Annotated in this window: 13 protein-coding genes; 6 read left to right on the top strand and 7 right to left on the bottom strand. The window is 67.9% G+C overall.

Annotated features, from left to right (window positions below; genetic code table 11):
- Positions 1–274: 274 nt before the first annotated feature.
- A complete protein-coding gene (locus ABZS43_RS00770; RefSeq protein ID WP_355033698.1) occupies positions 275–9,631 on the top strand; it encodes a fatty acid synthase subunit beta domain-containing protein in 9,357 nt (3,118 codons plus the stop codon).
- An 11-nt stretch (positions 9,632–9,642) separates the two neighbouring features.
- The gene (locus ABZS43_RS00775) at positions 9,643–10,074 is read left to right on the top strand and encodes a holo-ACP synthase (protein ID WP_355033699.1); all 432 of its coding nucleotides are present in this window, start codon (positions 9,643–9,645) and stop codon (positions 10,072–10,074) included.
- Positions 10,075–10,173: 99 nt separating this feature from the next.
- Here ABZS43_RS00775 and ABZS43_RS00780 read toward each other — a convergent pair whose 3' ends face one another.
- A complete protein-coding gene (locus ABZS43_RS00780) occupies positions 10,174–10,794 on the bottom strand; it encodes a TetR/AcrR family transcriptional regulator (protein ID WP_355033962.1) in 621 nt (206 codons plus the stop codon).
- 403 nt (positions 10,795–11,197) lie between these two features.
- On the opposite strand from ABZS43_RS00780, the gene ABZS43_RS00785 reads away from it, so the two are divergent.
- On the top strand, positions 11,198–12,472 hold the full coding sequence (locus tag ABZS43_RS00785; RefSeq protein WP_355033700.1) for a hypothetical protein: 1,275 nt from the start codon (positions 11,198–11,200) through the stop codon (positions 12,470–12,472).
- Positions 12,473–12,499: 27 nt separating this feature from the next.
- On the opposite strand, the gene ABZS43_RS00790 is transcribed toward ABZS43_RS00785, so the two are convergent.
- Together ABZS43_RS00790 and ABZS43_RS00795 are read right to left on the bottom strand one after the other, a co-directional pair.
- Entirely contained in the window at positions 12,500–13,288 is a 789-nt protein-coding gene (locus ABZS43_RS00790; protein WP_355033701.1) for an ABC transporter permease, read from the bottom strand.
- Between the two features lie 27 nt (positions 13,289–13,315).
- Positions 13,316–14,275: an ATP-binding cassette domain-containing protein gene (locus tag ABZS43_RS00795; RefSeq protein WP_355033702.1), complete on the bottom strand. Its 960-nt coding sequence runs from the start codon at positions 14,273–14,275 to the stop codon at positions 13,316–13,318.
- 171 nt (positions 14,276–14,446) lie between these two features.
- Between ABZS43_RS00795 and ABZS43_RS00800 the strand changes: the two genes are divergently transcribed.
- Positions 14,447–15,172 (top strand): TetR/AcrR family transcriptional regulator, encoded by a 726-nt coding sequence (locus ABZS43_RS00800; RefSeq protein ID WP_355033703.1) that lies wholly within the window; start codon positions 14,447–14,449, stop codon positions 15,170–15,172.
- Positions 15,173–15,189: 17 nt separating this feature from the next.
- Here the strand turns inward: ABZS43_RS00800 and bcp are convergent, their stop codons facing one another.
- Positions 15,190–15,663 (bottom strand): thioredoxin-dependent thiol peroxidase, encoded by a 474-nt coding sequence (gene bcp / locus ABZS43_RS00805; RefSeq protein WP_355033704.1) that lies wholly within the window; start codon positions 15,661–15,663, stop codon positions 15,190–15,192.
- Between the two features lie 137 nt (positions 15,664–15,800).
- Here bcp and ABZS43_RS00810 point away from each other — a divergent pair, with 137 nt between their 5' ends.
- A complete protein-coding gene (locus ABZS43_RS00810) occupies positions 15,801–16,022 on the top strand; it encodes a DUF3618 domain-containing protein (RefSeq protein WP_355033705.1) in 222 nt (73 codons plus the stop codon).
- Positions 16,023–16,089: 67 nt separating this feature from the next.
- Here the strand turns inward: ABZS43_RS00810 and ABZS43_RS00815 are convergent, their stop codons facing one another.
- The gene (locus ABZS43_RS00815) at positions 16,090–16,383 is read right to left on the bottom strand and encodes an excalibur calcium-binding domain-containing protein (RefSeq protein ID WP_355033706.1); all 294 of its coding nucleotides are present in this window, start codon (positions 16,381–16,383) and stop codon (positions 16,090–16,092) included.
- Positions 16,384–16,515: 132 nt separating this feature from the next.
- Complete coding sequence (locus tag ABZS43_RS00820) at positions 16,516–17,493, bottom strand: pirin family protein (RefSeq protein WP_355033707.1); 978 nt, start codon at positions 17,491–17,493, stop codon at positions 16,516–16,518.
- A 61-nt stretch (positions 17,494–17,554) separates the two neighbouring features.
- Between ABZS43_RS00820 and ABZS43_RS00825 the strand changes: the two genes are divergently transcribed.
- Positions 17,555–18,028 (top strand): MarR family winged helix-turn-helix transcriptional regulator, encoded by a 474-nt coding sequence (locus ABZS43_RS00825; protein ID WP_355033708.1) that lies wholly within the window; start codon positions 17,555–17,557, stop codon positions 18,026–18,028.
- Here ABZS43_RS00825 and ABZS43_RS00830 read toward each other — a convergent pair whose 3' ends face one another.
- Positions 18,029–18,358: a hypothetical protein gene (locus tag ABZS43_RS00830; protein WP_355033709.1), complete on the bottom strand. Its 330-nt coding sequence runs from the start codon at positions 18,356–18,358 to the stop codon at positions 18,029–18,031.
- Positions 18,359–18,420: the final 62 nt, after the last annotated feature.

Genomic DNA, 18,420 nt, shown 5'->3' on the forward strand with positions numbered 1-18,420 from the left:
CTCAACATGAGGAGCGCTCATGTTTCGTACGTGTTGGTAACCGGATGGACCAGGGAGTTCAAACATGAGGAGGGGTCATGTTTCTGGGCATTCTGGTACTTCCGTACTCGAATACTGATTGGTAAGCGCCACTCCCGGGGGGAAACGTGAGGATTTCCTCATGATTCTGTGGAATCCTCGCCCAGAACAGGCCTAGAGGTTGCGGAGTAGTGCGAACCGGAGGGAGCGACGCGCCGGACGGGGTGTGTCGCCAGGAGAAGGAAGTCGAAGCGTCTTGACGATCAACGAGAGCACCGAGACCGGGACCGGACCGAGCGCGAAGGCGACCCCCCAGCGAGACGGGGTGCGGGCGCCGCTGTTGGATCGCCTGCTGAACGGAGCGCCGTATGCGCTCGCGTTCGGGGGACAGGGGGCGCAGTGGCTCGGCGAGCTGGAAGAAATAGGGCGTGACAGCGCGCTGGAGCCGGAGTTGACCGCGCTGGTCAACGAGGCGGCCGTGCTGCTGGAACCTGTTGCGCGGCAACTGCTCGTGGTGCGGCCCGTCGGGTTCGACCCGATCGGGTGGATGCTCGAGAACGAGTTGGTCGACGCGGATCAGGGGGAGAACTCTGCCGCGCCGTCGGAGATCGAGTTGCGCGGCGCCGCGGTGTCGATGCCGGGTGTGCTGCTCGCTCAGCTCGCGGCCCTGCGGGCGCTGCGGTTGCAGGGGCTCGACCCGGCCGAGCACGCTCCGGTGGCGGTGGTCGGTCATTCGCAGGGACGGCTGGCCGCGGCGGCGGTGAAGGCCGGTGGTTCACGGGACGTCGAACTTTTGGCAATCGCGCAATTGATCGGCGCCGCAGCCGGTTTGGTGGCGCGGCGGCGCGGGCTCATGCCGGTGGGCGAACGCTCATCGATGGTCGCGGTGTCCAATGTGGATCCCGAGCGACTGCGCGAGGTGCTGGCCGAGGTGTCGGCCGGTGTCGACGCGAACGCGGCAGCGGTGATCTCGATCCGCAACGGTCGCAGGCGCGTGGTGCTGTCGGGAACCCCGGCCCACCTCGAGCGGGTCCGTCAGCGTTGCGCCGAGATCCACGACGAGCAGAGCGGGGCGCGCGACGCCAAGCAGTTCGGCGGCGCGGTCTTCGCTCCGGTCTTCGAGGATCTGCTGGTCGATGTCGCTTTCCATCACCCGGCGCTGGCCGACACGGTGGATGTGGTGACCGGCTGGGCCGGGCAGTGCGGGCTCGACCAGGAGCTGGCCGCGACGTTGGCCAAGGAGATCCTCGTCGACCCGGTCGACTGGGTCGGCATCGTGGACGAGGTCGTCGCCGCGGGCGCGCAGTGGATCCTTGATCTGGGTCCGGGTGATCTGCTGAGCCGGGTCACCAGTAGTTCGCTCAAGGGGACCGGAGTCGGCATGATCGCCGCGGCAACCCGTGTGGGACAGCGCGGTCTGCTGACCCCGGGGGCCGCGCCCGAGGTGGCCCAGCCGTGGTCGGCCTACGCGCCGCGCCCGGTGCGGCTGCCGAACGGGCGGATCGTGGTCGAGACCTCGTTCACCAAGTTGACCGGCCGCTCGCCGATCCTGCTCGCGGGTATGACGCCGACCACCGTCGACGCGAAAATCGTCGCTGCCGCGGCGAACGCGGGTCACTGGGCGGAACTGGCCGGTGGCGGCCAGGTGACCGAGCAGATCTTCGCCGACCGGGTCGCCGAGCTGAAGACGCTGCTGCATCCGGGGCGCGCGGTGCAGTTCAACTCGCTGTTCCTCGATCCGTACCTGTGGAAGCTCCAGCTGGGCGGCAAGCGCCTGGTCCAGAAGGCACGCAGCGCTGGCGCTCCGCTCGACGGCGTGATCGTCACCGCGGGCATCCCGGAATTGGAAGAAGCCGTCGCGCTGATCCAGGAGCTCACCGAGGTCGGCATCTCCCATGTCGCCTTCAAACCGGGAACGGTGGCGCAGATCCGCGCGGTGCTGCGGATCGCCGACGAGGTTCCCGATTACCCGGTCATCATGCATATCGAGGGCGGCAAGGCCGGCGGCCACCACTCCTGGGAGGACCTCGACGACCTGCTGCTGGAGACCTACGCCGAACTGCGCACCCGCGATAACGTCGTGATCTGCGTCGGCGGTGGCATCGGCACTCCCGAGCGCGCGACGGAGTACCTGACCGGCGCGTGGTCGACCACGCACGGCTACCCGGTGATGCCGCTCGACGGTGTCCTGGTCGGCACCGCCGCCATGGCGACGCTGGAGGCCACGACGGCCCCCGAGGTGAAGCGGCTGCTCGTCGAAACGCCCGGCACCCCGGATTGGGTCGGCGCGGGCACCGCGAACGGCGGAATGGCCTCGGGCCGTAGCCAATTGGGCGCCGACATCCACGAGATCGACAATGCCGCCTCGCGCACCGGCCGTCTGCTGGACGAGGTCGCGGGCGACGCCGACGCGGTCGCCGAGCGCCGCGAGGAGATCATCGCGGCGCTGAACTCCACCGCCAAGCCGTATTTCGGCGACGTCGCCACCATGACCTACCTGGAATGGCTGGAGCGCTACGTCGAACTGGCCGTCGGCCTTGATCGCCGCAAGGATTTCGACTGCGGCAGCGATATCGGCGACGCCATCCTCGACGCCACCCGCTCGGTGTGGCTCGACATCACTTGGCGTGACCGGTTCGCCGAAATGATCCGCCGCACCGAATCCCGGCTCAATCCGGCCGATCGCGGCGAGATCCCGACGCTGTTCGCCTCCGACGACGCGTTCGAAAGCCCCGTCGAGGCCATCTGCACGCTGAAGGAGCAGTACCCGGCGGCCGAGCGGACCCTGCTGCATCCGGCGGATGTGCCGTTCTTCGTCACGCTCTGCAAGATCCCCGGCAAGCCGGTGAATTTCGTTCCCGTCGTCGACGGCGATGTGCGTCGCTGGTGGCGCTCGGATTCGCTGTGGCAGGCCCACGATCCGCGCTACTCGGCCGACCAGGTGTGCGTCATCCCCGGCACCGTCTCGGTGGCTGGCATCACCCGCGTCGACGAGCCGGTCGGCGAACTGCTCGACCGCTTCGAGCAGGACACCGCGTATTCGCTGGTGCGTTCCGGCGTGGTTCCGGCCCCGGTCGACGCGCGCCGGGTGGCCGGTGTGACCAGCGGCCCGATCGATGCGGTGCTGGCCGCGCCCGATGTGGAGTGGTCCGGCCGTACCACCATCAACCCGGTACACCGCCTCGGCGATCTGGCCGAGTGGACCGTGGACGGCAAGGGCGCGGTGCATCCCCGCACCGGCGCGACGCTGGTGGAGACCACCGGCGACGACGCCGAGAACTCCTACGTCGAACTGACCGTTCCGCTGCTCGGCCGCGACGCCGTGCGGATCAGAATCACCGTCCCGGTGTCCTCCTACAACGGCGGCGCACCCGTCATCACCGAGGCCGACGCCGAAACCGCGATGTCCGCGCTGCTCGCGGTCGCGGCCGGTCAGTCGCTGCCGGAGGTGAAGGGCGGCATCGCGCATCTCAATGTCGCGTGGACCCCGGATCTGATCGCCGACCACGCGGGCGTCACCGGTTCCGGCCTGCCCGCTTCGCTGAGCACCCTCGGCCGTACGGTGCCCGATGTGCTGGTCGGCGCGTGCTGGCCCGCTGTCTTCGCGGTGCTCGGCGCCACCCGCACCGCCGATGGCGCGAGCGTCATCGAGGGCATGCTCGACCTGGTTCACCTCGATCACCAGATCGACCTGGACGGTGAACTGCCCGCCGACACCAGTGTTCTCGTGGTGCGCGCGCGGGCGGGCGAGACCGTCGACACCGATATGGGGCGCGTCGTCGAGGTCACGGTGAAGATCACCGGCATGCTGGACAAGCCGGAAACCGGACTGTCCATGCCGACCGTCGCCACCTTGACCGAACGTTTCGCCATCCGCGGTCGCAACGGCGCGGGTGAACTGTCCGATCCGCCGCGGGCGGCGGGTAGCGTCTCCGACGCCGCGACCGACACCCCGCGTCGTCGGCGTCGCGATGTCACCATGGTCGCCCCGCGCGCCATGCACGCCTTCGCCGCTGTTTCGGGTGACCACAACCCCATCCACACCAGCGATTCCGCCGCCAAACTGGCCGGGCTCGGCAGCCCGATCGTGCACGGCATGTGGCTCTCGGCCGCGGCCCAGCACGCGGTGTCGGCCGTCGATCCCGACAGTTCGGTGCCCGCGCGCACCGTGACCGCGTGGACCACCCGATTCCTCGGCATGGTTCGCCCCGGTGCGGAGATCGACGTGCGTGTCGAGCGCGTCGCGGTGGACGCGGGCAGCGAAATCATCGAGGTCTCCTGCCGCACCGGCGGTGATCTGGTGATGACCGCGACCGGTCGCACCACAGCGCCGAAGACGGTCTACGCCTTCCCCGGTCAGGGCATCCAGCGCAAGGGGATGGGTCTGGACGCCCGCACCCGCTCGAAGGCGGCCAAGGAGATCTGGGAGCGGGCCGACAAGCACACCCGCGACGCGCTCGGCTTCTCGATCCTGGCCGTGGTCCGCGACAACCCGACCTACCTCAAGGCGCGCGGCGTCGAGCATCGCCATCCCGACGGCGTGCTGCACCTGACCCAGTTCACCCAGGTCGCCATGGCCACCCTCGGTGTCGCCCAGGTCGCCGAACTGCGTGAGGCCGGCGCCTTCGTCGAAGGCGCGATGCTGGCCGGACATTCGGTCGGCGAGTACAACGCCCTTGCCGCGGTGGCCGGGGTGCTGCCGCTGGAGGCCGTCCTCGAGGTGGTGTTCCAGCGCGGTTCCGCCATGCACGAGCTGGTGCCCCGTGACGCTCAGGGCCGCAGCGACTACCGGATGGCCGCTATCCGGCCTTCGCAGATCGGTCTGCCGGACGACGAGGTCATCGACTTCGTCACGAGCGTCGGCGAGCAGGTCGGCGAATTCCTCGAGGTCGTGAACCTGAACCTGCGCGGTTCGCAGTACGCGATCGCGGGCACGGTCGCGGGCCTCGATGCCCTCGAGACCGAGATCGACCGCCGCCGCGCCGAATTCGGCGGCAAGCGGGCCTTCATCCTGGTCCCCGGCATCGACGTGCCGTTCCACTCGACCGTGCTGCGCAAGGGCGTTCCCGAGTTCCGGCACAAGCTGGAGCAGCTGCTTCCCGAGGATCTGCACCCGGAAATCCTGGTCGGACGCTACATCCCGAACCTGGTGCCGAGGCCGTTCTCGCTGGAGCGCGCCTTCGTCCAGGAGATCGTGGATCTGGTGCCGTCGGAGCCGCTGGCCGCCGTCCTCGCCGACTTCGACAGCTGGGCGGCGCGCCCGACCGAGCTGTGCCGCGTGGTGCTGATCGAACTGCTGGCCTGGCAGTTCGCCAGCCCGGTGCGCTGGATCGAAACCCAGGATCTGCTGTTCACCGATACCGCGCACGGTGGGCTCGGTGTGGAGCGGTTCGTGGAAATCGGCTTGGGTGCGACCCCGACCGTGGCGAATCTGGCGAGCCAGACCTTGAAGCTGCCGAGTTTCGCCACCGCCACCGTCGAGGTGCTCAATATCGAGCGCGAGGCGGGCATCGTCTACTCCACCGATACCGATCCGGCGCCGGTGGACGAGCCGGAGGAGACCGTCGAGGCCGCGCCGTCGACTGCGGCTCCGGTCGCCGCGGCACCCGCCGCCGCGGCCCCGGTCGCGAGTTCCGGTGGTCCCCGCCCGGATGACATCGCGTTCACCGCCGCCGACGCCACCCGCGTGCTCATCGCGCTGTGGACCAAGCTCCGGCTGGACCAGATCGGTCCGGTCGACACCATCGAGGGCCTGTGCGACGGCGTCTCCTCGCGGCGTAACCAGCTGCTCGTCGACCTCGGTTCCGAGCTTTCGCTCGGCGCCATCGACGGTGCGGCCGACGCCGATATGGGTGCGCTGTCCGCCACCGTCGAGCGGTTGGCCCGCACCTACAAGCCCTTCGGCTCGGTGCTGTCCGATTCGATCAGCGACCACCTGCGCAAGGTGTTCGGCCCGTCCGGTAAGCGGCCGGCGGCCATCGCCGAACGCGTGAAGAAGGTCTGGGAACTCGGCGACGGCTGGACCCACCACGTCACCGCCGAGGTATCCCTCGGCACCCGCGAGGGTGCGAGCGTGCGCGGCGGCGATCTCGGCGGACTGGTCGCCGGTGCGCTGGGCGACGGCGCCTCGGTCGACGCCGCGATCGATGCCGCGGTGCAGTCGGTGGCCGCTCGGCGCGGGGTCGCGGTTTCGCTGCCCGCCGCCGGTGGCGGCGGTGGCGGCACCGTCGACGCGGCGGCCCTGGGTGAGTTCACCGAGCAGATCACCGGACGCGATGGCGTGCTCGCCAAGGCGGCCAGGGTGATCCTGAACGAGCTCGGACTCGCCGAGCAGATCTCCGCCGTCGAATCGGCCGATGAGTCCTCGCTCGTCGATCTGGTCTCCGCCGAATTGGGTTCGGACTGGCCGCGTCTCGTCGCGCCTGCCTTCGACGCACGCAAGGCCGTGCTCATCGATGACCGCTGGGCCACCGCCCGCGAGGATCTGGTCCGGCTGTGGCTGGACGCCGATACCGAGGACGTGCCGATCGACGGTTTCATCGGAGCGGGCGAAGCCGTTGCCGCGCAGGCCGACTGGTGGCGTGCGCGGGCCAAGCACGAGGCCCGTTCGGTCCTGGCGGGCGTCTACGAGCGCATCGCCGAGGCGGCGGTGCAGACCGAGGAACCCGGCGTGTGGTCCTCCGACGTCGCGGTGATCACCGGTGCGAGCAAGGGTTCCATCGCCGCTGCGGCCACCGGCCGCCTGCTCGGCGGCGGGGCCACCGTGGTCGTCACCACCTCGAGCCTGAACGACGAGCGTCTCGCCTTCTACCGCAAGCTCTACCGCGAGAACGCCCGTCAGGGCGCCGCGCTGTGGGTCGTGCCCGCGAATATGGCCTCCTACCAGGACATCGACGCACTCGTCGACTGGGTCGGCGCCGAGCAGGTCGACAATGCGGGCGGGGCCAAGGTCAAGGTCAAGGACGCGATGACGCCCACCCTGCTGCTGCCGTTCGCGGCGCCGCGGGTCGCGGGCGATCTCTCCGACGCCGGCCCCCGCGCCGAAATCGAGATGAAGGTGCTGCTCTGGTCGGTCGAGCGGCTGATCGGCGGGCTGTCCGCGATCGGCGCCGACCACGATGTCGACGCGAAACTGCATGTGGTGCTGCCGGGTTCGCCGAACCGAGGCATGTTCGGCGGTGACGGCGCGTACGGCGAATCGAAGGCCGCGCTCGACGCCCTCGTGGCTCGTTCGCGGGTCGAGAAGTCGTGGTCGACGCGAGTGACATTGGTGCACGCGCTGATCGGCTGGGTGCGCGGCACCGGTCTGATGGGCCACAACGATCCCGTGGTCTCGGTGGTGGAGAAGGCGGGTGTGCACACCTGGTCCACCCTCGAGATGGCCGACGAGCTGCTCAAGTGGTGCACCTCGCGGGCCCGTCAGGTGACTGCCGCCGGACCCCAGCAGATCGACCTCACCGGTGGTCTCGCCCGGGTCAAGCTCAACCTCCCGGAACTCGCCAAGCAGGCCGCCGAGGAGGCAGCCGCCGAGGAAGTGGACGAGCCCGCCGAGACGACGATCCCGGCGCTGCCCGCCCCGCCGACCATGAGTTCGGCGCTTCCGGTTCCCGAATGGGGCGAGGTGACCGCCGATCTCGCCGATATGGTCGTGATCGTCGGCGCGGGTGAACTCGGCCCGTACGGATCCTCGCGCACTCGCTTCGAGGTCGAGGTCTCCGACGAGCTCTCCGCCGCCGGCGTGCTGGAACTCGCGTGGACCACCGGCCTCGTCACCTGGGAGCAGGATCCCAAACCGGGCTGGTACGACGTCGAATCCGGCGATTTCGTCCCGGAATCGGAACTGGCCGAGCGTTATCACGACGCGGTGGTCGCCCGGTGCGGCGTGCGCCGCTACGCCGACGACGGCTCCATGATCGATAACGCGGCACCGTTGATGACCTCGGTCTTCCTCGACCAGGACCTCTCGTTCACGGTGGGCGGCGAGGCCGAGGCCCGCGCCTTCCACAGCGCCGATCCTGAGCACACCGTCATCACACCGGTCGCCGATTCCGGCGATTGGACCGTGACGCGCAAGGCGGGCACCGAGATTCGCGTGCCGCGTAAGGCGAAGCTCTCGCGCACCGTCGGCGGCCAGATCCCCACCGGCTGGGATCCGACCGTCTGGGGTATCTCCGCCGATATGGCGTCCTCGGTGGACCGGGTCGCACTGTGGAATATCGCCTGCACGGTGGACGCGTTCGTCAGCTCCGGGTTCAGCCCGGCCGAGCTGATGAGCTGGGTGCATCCGAGCCTGGTCGCCAACACCCAGGGCACCGGCATGGGCGGCATGTCCTCGATGCGCTCGCTCTACGTCGACAATCTGCTCGGCGAACCGCGCCCGAACGACATCCTGCAGGAAGCGCTGCCGAACGTGGCGCTGGCGCACGTGGTGCAGTCCTACGTCGGCAGCTACGGCGCGATGGTGCATCCGGTCGCGGCCTGCGCGACGGCGGCGGTGTCGGTGGAGGAAGGTGTCGACAAGATCCGGCTCGGCAAGGCCGAGGTCGTGGTCGCGGGCGGTTTCGACGATCTCGGCATCGAGGGCATCGTCGGCTTCGGCGATATGTCGGCCACCGCGGATTCGGCGGCCATGAGCGCCAAGGGCATCAGCGACCGGTACTTCTCTCGCGCCAACGACCGTCGTCGCGGCGGCTTCGTGGAATCACAGGGTGGCGGAACGGTGCTGCTGGCTCGCGGTGACGTCGCACTCGAACTCGGCCTGCCCGTGCTCGGTGTGGTGGCCTACGCGCAGTCCTTCGCCGACGGCGTGCACACCTCCATCCCGGCGCCCGGCCTCGGCGCGCTCGGTGCGGGTCGCGGCGGGCGGGAATCCCGTTTCGCCGCCGAACTGCGCAAACTCGGTGTCGGCGCGGACGACATCGCGGTGATCTCCAAGCACGACACCTCCACCGCGGCCAACGATCCCAACGAATCCGAACTGCACGAGCGGCTGGCGACGGCCATCGGGCGCTCGGAAGGCGCTCCGCTGTTCGTCGTCTCGCAGAAGAGCCTGACCGGGCATGCGAAGGGCGGTGCTGCCGCCTTCCAGCTCATCGGCCTGTGCCAGGTGCTGGAACAGGGTGTGGTGCCACCGAACCGGAGCCTTGACTGCGTCGACGACAAGATGCAGGCCTACCCGCATCTGGTGTGGGCGCGCGAACCGCTGCGCTTCGGCGAGAAGTTCCCGCTGAAAGCGGGTCTGGTGACCTCACTCGGCTTCGGGCATGTCTCCGGGCTGCTCGCGGTGGTGCATCCTCAGGCGTTCGTCCAGGCGATCGAGCCGGGACGTCGCGAGGAGTACCAGCGACAGGCCGAGCGGCGTCAGCTCGCCGGACGCCAGCGTTTCGCCGAGGCCATGTGCGGCGGCACACCGCTGTACGAGCGGCCCGCCGATCGTCGCCTCGGTGGTGACGGCACGCCCGCCGCGAAGGTTCGTCAGCTGGAAGCGGATGTGCTGCTCTCGGCCGAGGCCCGCCTCGCCGCGGACGGCACATACCGGGCGAACGGCTTCGGTTGCAACACAGGACAACCCGCTGTCGACGGTTCGGCCCCCGTCGGGCCCGCCGCGTCGTAGGCTGCGCGTTTGTGACGATTCTCGGTATCGGTTTGGACTTGGTGACTATCTCCGAGTTCTCCGAACAGCTCGAACGTGCCGGAACGACCATGCTTCGGGAGAGTTTCACCGCCGGTGAACGGCGGTACTGCCAGAGCAAGGGCACCGATCCGGCGCGCAGTTTCGCGGCGCGCTGGGCGGCGAAGGAGGCGGTGCTCAAGGCGTGGGCATCGTCTCGGTTCGCCCGCAGTCCGCAGATCGGGGACAACCCGTATCCGCTGATCGAGGTGGTGAACGACGCCTGGGGCAGGCCAAGCATCAAATTGCACGGTCTCGCCGCCGAATTCCTGCCCAGGGTCAGGGTTCACCTGTCGCTGACGCATGACGGCGATACGGCGGCAGCCATGGTCGTCCTGGAAGATCCGGGCGAGCTGGCCGATCTGATCGAAGGGCGCAACGGCTGACACAGCTGTGGACTCGCAGGTAGGGACGGACCGGATGATCCGGTCCGTCCCTACCTCTTCTGCGCGCTGTCGTGCGTGAAAACGACGCGCCGACGGCCATCAGCGTTCGCTGGCGCCCCTGGATTCCTTCTCGGCCACCAGCAGATACGCGACCATCAGGCGTTTGAGTTCGGAGACCGCTTCGGCATTGCTCTGTTCGTCCTGGACGGAGAAATTCAGCATCGAGTAGACGACGTGCACGAGCACTTCCGCCATCATGGTGCGGCGGGGGCGCGGGGTTCGCGGGGTCAGTGGTCGCAGCATCTGCGAGACGACCTCGGCGAATTCCTTCTCGTGGATCGCGCCGGTGGCCCGGGTCGACGGTGTCGACTGCATGGCGAGCCAGACCTCGCGGCGGGACGGGTCGGTCATCCACAGATTGGCCAGATGGTCGACGAACTGGTTCATATGCCGTAACCAGTCCAGTGAGGGAACCTCGCCGTGGAAGTCGGCCAGTTCCTGGGAAACCGCAACCAGGTCTTGGCGATTCAGTTCGCAGACGATGACGTACTTGTTGGCGAAGAACTGGTACAGCGTGCCGATCGGCACCTCGGCCCGTGCGGCGACCTCTTCACAGGTGAACGATTCGAATCCGACCTCGACCAGCAATTCTCTGGATGCCTGCAGCAGTGCGTCGAACTTGCGCTTACTGCGTTCCTGGGTCGGTCGCCGCCGCGGCATCAGCTCCTGCGGGTCGTCCTGCAGCTCCAACGCGGGGTCCAGGTGCCGCTTTGCCCTGGCCTCCGTGTGTACATCCACCCACCCAGGCTAGCGGTACCGACAAGTACGCGACACGCGCACCAGGCCAGCGTGTTCGGTTCTGTCACATTTCATGACCCATCCGGAGCCGATGTAGTTCCGAACACATAACGAGCGGGCGTGAATTCGTACCGATGCTGTAAGGAGCTTCGCACCGTGCTTCGGCAGGGTGCGACCTGCGGCATCCCGCGTACGTGGGGCTGAACCTCGAATGGCCTCGACGGCTGTGAACGCCGTCGAGCTGGGCAAGAACGCGGACGGTCACCATCCGGAAGTCGTACAGGGAGGCATAGCTGTGGTAGCTCGAACAGAGGCAGCTCGAACTGTGGTCACACTCGGCGTCTCCACCGAACGTGGCGCTGTGCACGCGGTAGCGCTCGCCGATTCCGGCGAACGGCTGCCTGAACGCGTGCTGGCGCACCGGGTGGAGCGAACATTCGGTGACACCAAGGCGGACGTGGCGGCGGCGGTCGAGGCGGCGATGGACGAAGTCGCCGCCGAAATCGGTCCCGATCAGGAAATCGGCGGCGCCGCAGTGGTCTACCGCGATCCCGCCGAGCGCCGCGCCATCGTCACCCGGTTGGCCGCCGGTCCCTGGCAGTCGACCTCGCTGGTGTCGACGAAGTCGGCACACCTGAGCGTCGCCGCGATGATGACGTGGCTGAAGGAATTCGACCACCTGCTCATCTGCGAGGTCGTTCCAGGGCACCAGTCGTTCACCCTGGTCGATCGTGCCCGCAGCAGGGTGCTGGCCGCGACCAGCAGTACGGGCCGCGCCACCAGGGAAGCCCTCGGCGCGGCGGTTTCGGCGGCCTGGGATCAGCTCGAGGCGGCCGCGGTACGCGCGGATGCCGTCGTGCTGATCGGTTCCGGCGCGGAGGTGGCCGCGGTGCGCGCCGCGCTCGAGCGGTTCGGCGCGCCGGTGTTGCCGTGCGCGTTCGCCTCGTCCGCGCCCGCGGTCGGCGCCGCGCTGACCGTCTCGGGGGATACGGAGGACGTGACCGTCGCCGTGGAGCAGGGCCGCTACGGGCGAGGGACGGCGGCACTGTTCGCGGCGGCGAGCGTGCTGGCCGGTGGGGTGATGGCAGGCGGTATCTACACGCTGTACAACATCTCGAGTACCGATGTGTCGGCCGTGGCCTCCGACACGAGCGCCGCCGTCGATTCCCGGGGTCAGGCGGGCACCGGACCGGTGAACGGGTCCGGTGCGGCCGGCGGCTCCACGGCAGGGCCGCCGGTGCGGCCGGGATTCGACGTGGGCCGTGTGCCGGCCGCGGGAACGGATTCGTGGGCGGGCGAGCCCACGGTGATGACCACCGACACCGGTGGGCCCCGTTCGCGGGTGATGCCCCAGTTGTTGGGCAGTCACCCGCTGCCGGTGGACGAGTCCGAATCGTCCGCGCACGAATCGGAGACCACCGCCATGTCGCAGGTGCCCGGCACGGCGGCCCCCGACCCGGCGGCCAAGGTCGGACCGCCGAACGATTTCATGCTGTTCCCCGGTGAGGCCCCGCCGCCTCCCGCCTTCACCGCCGAATCCCAGCGGTGGTGGGATAACCACTTCCGCCTGCTGATGAGCTGGGCCGCTCAGCAATTCTGAGCGTGATTTCATCGGTGTCCGGTGCATTCAGTCGGTGGTGCGGCGCGTGAACAGTGTTGCGGCTGCGAGGTAACCGGCGACGGCGATCCCGGCGCACCACCCGACCGCCGTGACCGCGCTATCGCCGATCGGGGTGCCCATCAGCAACCCGCGCACGGTTTCGATCACCGGGGTGACGGGCTGGTTCTCGGCGAACCAGTGCAGCCAGGTCGGCATGGATTCGGGTGGGACGAACGCACTGCTCACATAGGGAATGAACATGAAGGTGACGGTGAAGCCGTTGGCCGCCTCCGGATTTCTCGCGAGCAGCCCGAGAGCGGCGGCGATCCAGGACAGCGCGAGGACGAACATCGCGATGACCCCGAGCGCGCCGAGCCAGCGCAGCGGATCGGTGGTCGGGCGGAAACCGAGCGCCACTGCCACAACGATCACCACGCTGGTGGTGATCATATTGCGGATCAGGCTTTCGGCGACGTGGCCCGTGAGTACCGCGGAGCGTGCGATATCCATGGTCCGGAACCGGTCGACGATGCCGTCTTTCATATCGGTCGAAATGCTCACGGCCGTGGTTCCCGCGCCGAATCCGGCGCACAGCAAGATGATTCCTGGCACCACGTAGTCGATATAGGGTCCGGGGCCGACGTCCATCGCGCCGCCGAAGACGTAGACGAACATCAGCAGGATCATCACGGGAAGCGCGATGCTCACGATCATGGTGTCGGGGCTGCGAAGGGTGTGACGCAAGTTGCGGTCCAGCATGGTGCCGGAATCCTGGGTGGCGCGCAGGGTGCGCTGGGCGGCGGAGAAGGTCGGCATCGGTTCGTCTCGTTCGGTGGGAGCCGGTCAGGCGACCGGCGCGGGGTGGGTGGGGTGCCCGGTCAGCGCGAAGAACACATCATCGAGATCCGGAATGTGGACGGTGAGCTGTTCGACGGTGATGTCGAGCTCCTCGAACCGATCGAGCAGCCTTTTCACGTCGCCCGCGTTGCCGTCGGAGGGCACCTGCAGCGTCAATTGGTCCTGATCGGCGGTTCCCGCCCGGTCCGCGACGGCGCGGACGGCAGCGGACCATTGCCCCTGATCGCCGAAACGCAGCTGAATGTGGCCGCCGGGCGCACGCCGTTTGAGTTCCTCCGGGGTGCCTTCGGCGACGATCGCACCGTGGTCGAGCAGGGCGACGCGGTCGGCCAATTGGTCTGCCTCTTCGAGGTATTGGGTGGTGAGGAAGACGGTGACGCCGTCGGCGGTGAGTCGTTGGATCACCTGCCACAGTTCGCGGCGGCTGCGTGGGTCCAAGCCGGTGGTCGGCTCGTCCAGGAAGATCAGGTCGGGGCCGCCCATGAGACTCATCGCGAGATCGAGACGGCGGCGCAGGCCGCCCGAATAGGTCGCGGCGCGACGGTCGGCGACGTCGGTCAGGTCGAATCGGTCCAGTAGTCCGGCGGTGCGTTCGGCGATCCGCGCCCGGTCCAGATGGAGCAGTCTGCCGGTGAGTCGAAGGTTCTCGGCGCCGGTCAGCACATTGTCGACGGCCGAATACTGTCCCGTGACACCGATGCGGCGGCGCACGGCGGCGGGCTCGTGAATCAGATCGTGGCCGAGAACCCGGACGTCACCGCTGTCGGGTCGGCTGAGGGTGGCGAGGATGCGGACCAGTGTGGTCTTTCCCGATCCGTTCGGGCCGAGTAGGGCGAAGACAGTCCCCACGTCGACGGACAGGTCGATGCCGGCAAGGACGAGGTGATCGCCGAAAGCTTTGGTGAGGCGCCGCGTGGTGAGCGCGGGGTGGGATCGGGGTGCCATGGCTCTCCTGGAAAACTGTTTATGTAATAAACATAGTTTATAGAATAAACAGTTACCGGGCGCAAGTGGTGGACCAGAGGGCGGACAGGCGCGCGGGACGGACCAGAATGGGCTCGGCGTCGAATCCCGCGGCGCGCCGAGGCCCGCACGACGGAGAGGAGCCGGAAGTCGATGGCGGCATCCGACGAAGCGGCGATACCGAAGTCCATCGCACTGTTGTGGGGGCTGGACGCACCGGGCGGTCGGGGACCGAAGCGCGGTCTGACGCTGGACCAGATCCTCGATGCCGCCGTCGAGGTGGCCGACGCCGAGGGCTATCCGGCGTTGTCCATGAATCGAGTCGCCAAGCAACTCGGCTTCACGGCGATGTCGCTGTACCGCTATGTGGACAGCAAGCAGACGCTCATCGACCTGCTACTGGACCGGGTGGTAGGAACGCCGCCGGTGATCGCCGCGGGCACACCGTGGCGCGAGGGGCTCCGGCAGTGGTCGATGGCGGAATGCGCCGCGATCGAACGGCATCCGTGGTGGCTCGACATCCCGCTCATCGGCCCGCCGATGGGACCGAACAATATGGCCTGGCTGGAGGCCGGATTGGGGATCTTGGCCGCCACCGAGGTGCCGGTGCCGATGCGCATGCGGATGGTGATGAACCTGTCGTTCTACGTGATGGGCAGAATGCGCATAGCCCGCGGTCTGTCGATCGAGGATGCGAACGACGTCGACTACGCCGAGGTATCGCAGCGGCTACTCGATCCGCAGCTCTACCCCAACGTGGTCGCGGCCCTGTCGCCGGATAGCTTCGGCGACGACATCGATTGGAACAGAGCCGACTTCGAATTCGGTCTGGACCGGATTTTGGACGGCTACGAGAGTTTCGTGCGCGGACTGCGGTGAGCGGGCCGTCCGGTCGGTCAGACCGACAGATCGCGGCGCAGTTTGGCGACGTGACCGGTGGCGCGCACGTTGTACTGGGCGACCTCTATGCGGCCCTGTTCGTCCACCAGAAAGGTGGACCGGATGACGCCGGTGACGGTTTTGCCGTACATGGTCTTCTCGCCGAACGCGCCCCACGCGGTGAGCACGCTCTTGTCCGGATCGGACAGCAGCGGGAAGGTGAGTTGTTCCGCGTCGCGGAATTTCGCCAGTTTGGCAGGCTTATCGGGTGAGATTCCGAGCACATCGATGCCGGCGTGGTTGAGTTCGGACAGATTGTCGCGGAAATCGCAGGCCTGTTTGGTGCAGCCCGGCGTGCTCGCGGCGGGGTAGAAGTACACGATCACCTTGCGGCCGCGATAGTCGGCGAGTGAGACCTCTGCGCCGTCGGCGTCGGACAGCGTGAACGCGGGGGCGGTATCGCCCGCGGAGAGTCGTTGGTTGTCGGTCACGTCCTGCACGGTAACCGAACATGCCGACACGAGGCAGGCGGATACACTCGTCCGCGAGCCCTGGTGACTCGCGGACGGCCTGCACTTCGCGCCTGGTCCGCGCCCGGCGGCGCCGAAATCGACAGGAGGACATTGACGTGGCTAGGGATACCGACCGGATCGAGCGTGATATCGAGGAGGCGCGCACTCGGCTCGCGAGCACGCTCGACGAGATCGCGGTTCGCGCCGATCCGCAGCGGATCGCCGACGACACCAAACACCTGGTATTGGCGAAGTTGAACGAGCCGAAGGTGAAGTACAGCCTGATCGGGGCCGGTGCCGTGGTCGTCGGCCTGGTTCTGCTCAAGATCTTCCGCTGACTCGACGCGCACGAAAAACACCCGGTGTGGCCAGCAGGCCGCACCGGGTGTTTCGTCTTCGAGGTGATCAGACGGTCGGGCAGGCGAATCCGTCGCCGTCTGGGTCCAGATGCGGCCCGTAGCCCGGTTCTCCGCGGAACAGGGGTGCGCGACCGGCCGCCCTGGCATCATCGCAATTGTTGAAGGCGCCTGCGGCGGAACCGGTCTGCGACAGACCGGCCGAACCGGTCGCGGCCGAGCCGGTATCTATGGCGGATGAACCCGTCCCTGCCGAACCGGTGGGTGCGGCCATGGCGGCCGGAGCCGCGAGGAGGGTCAGGCCCGCGGCGGCGGCGCTGACGGTAAGCCGGCGAACGTTCATGTATTCCTCTGTGTCTGGTGTGGTGGATGTTGCGTCGATCGGGCTACGCCGCATCCACCTTCGTGACGCTCCGGCCGGTTGTCAACCGCGCGGCCGAGGAACTAGGGCATTAGGGGCAGGCGCACACCGCGGTTATTCGCCGATTCGCGTGCCGCGACTGTGCTCCGCTGGAATGTTGCCCATTCGTCCCGATTGGTAATCCTCCATCGCCTGGATGATTTCGGCGCGGGTATTCATCACGAACGGCCCGTACTGGACAACCGGCTCACGCAGCGGTTGTCCGCCGAGTAGCAGCACCTCGAAATCTCCGGTCACGGTGTTTTGCTCGGAATCAGCTGACACCGTGATCGCCGACCCGGGACCGAAGACCGCGAGCTGCCCTTCGGCGAATGGACGGCGCTCGGCGCCAACTGTTCCGCGACCGGATAAAACGTATGCCATTGCTGTAAATTGTTGCGGCCATGGCATTTCCAATTGTCCGCCGGGACTGATCGAGGCGTGTGCGTAGGCGATCGGCGTGTATGTCGAACCGGGGCCGCTGAATCCGCCGATCTCACCCGCGATGACGCGCACGAGCGCGCCGCCGTCGTGGGAACTGACCAGTGTCAGCTTCGAGGCGTCCAGATCCTGGTAACGCGGCGGCGTCATCTTCAGCACCCGCGGCAGATTCACCCAGAGTTGGATGCCGTGGAACCAGCCGCCGCTGACGACCAGTTCCTCCGGCGGCACCTCGTCGTGCAGAATGCCCGAACCCGCGGTCATCCACTGGGTGTCACCCTCGCTGATGGTGCCGCCACCGCCGTTGGAGTCGTGGTGGACCATGGTGCCGTCCAGCATGTAGGTGACGGTTTCGAAGCCGCGATGCGGATGCCATGGCGCGCCTTTGGCCTCGTGCGGTTCGTAGGCCACCGGGCCCATCTGGTCGAGCAGGATGAACGGATCGGCCGAACGCAGGTCCACGCTCGGGAACGGCCTGCGCACCTGGAATCCCGCGCCCTCCAATTGTTTGTGCGCGGTGACCAGTTTCTCGACCCGGCGTTCGCGTGCGTCCCGGTCCGGCCGCTGCAGACGCGGCAGGATCATGATGTCGTCGACGGTGATGGCGGGCATGTGGCACCTCCTGGGGGCTATTGGTATCCATGTCAACTAAATGAGGACTAGGATCATTCCCGTGGTGCGGTGGCTGAACGATGACGAGCAGAAGACCTGGCAGGCCTATGTGCGGCTGCGTCAGCGGATGGACGCCGCCCTGGCGGCGGGACTGGCGCGTGACGGCCTGTCCTTCGCTGATTACGAACTCCTCGTCGCTCTCTCGGCCGCACCCGATGACGCCATGCGCGCCAAGGAATTGGCCGCCGAGGTGTGCTGGGAGAAGAGCAGGCTGTCGAAACACTTGGCGCGCATGGCATCTCGCGGACTCGTCGAGCGCACGCCCGCGGCGGATGATGCCAGGGGCATCCTGGTGCGTCTGACACCGCAGGGGCGCGCCGCCATCGAACGGGCAGCCCCGAATCATGTCGATCTGGTGCGCACACTGTTCATCGAGCCGATGACGAATCGCGAGGCCGAGGCGCTGCGCTCGCTGGCGGATCGGGTGGTGCCGGTGGCCGAGCGGTCGGCCCCGCTGGACCAGCCGAGTCGCTGACTATTCGGACATCCAGGGTCTGACCGGCGGTTTGACCCACAGGATCTTCTCCTCGACATATGCCCGTTCTCCGGCGGGGTGACCGGGATTGCGCTGCGACCACGCCTGTTTCTCGTCCAGCAGCCGGGCGGCGGCCGTCCAGGTCTCGTCGGTGCTCGGCGGATTGGTATCCGCCGCCCGCGCCAGTTTGCGCCGGGTGGCGCCGGACATGTCGAGCAGTTCGGCCCCGCTGATATCGCGGTCCCAGAGGTAGGCGGCCAAACGGCGTGCCTTCTCGGCGCGGCGGCTGACCGACGCGTCGGTATGCGCGTAATCGGCCACGTCGAGCATCGTACGCCGGTAGCCCCCGGCTCGATCGGTGTCGATCGAGCCGGGGGCTACTCGGGAATGCG

It is taken from the genome of Nocardia sp. NPDC005366, from assembly GCF_040606855.1.
Classification (GTDB): Bacteria; Actinomycetota; Actinomycetes; order Mycobacteriales; family Mycobacteriaceae; genus Nocardia.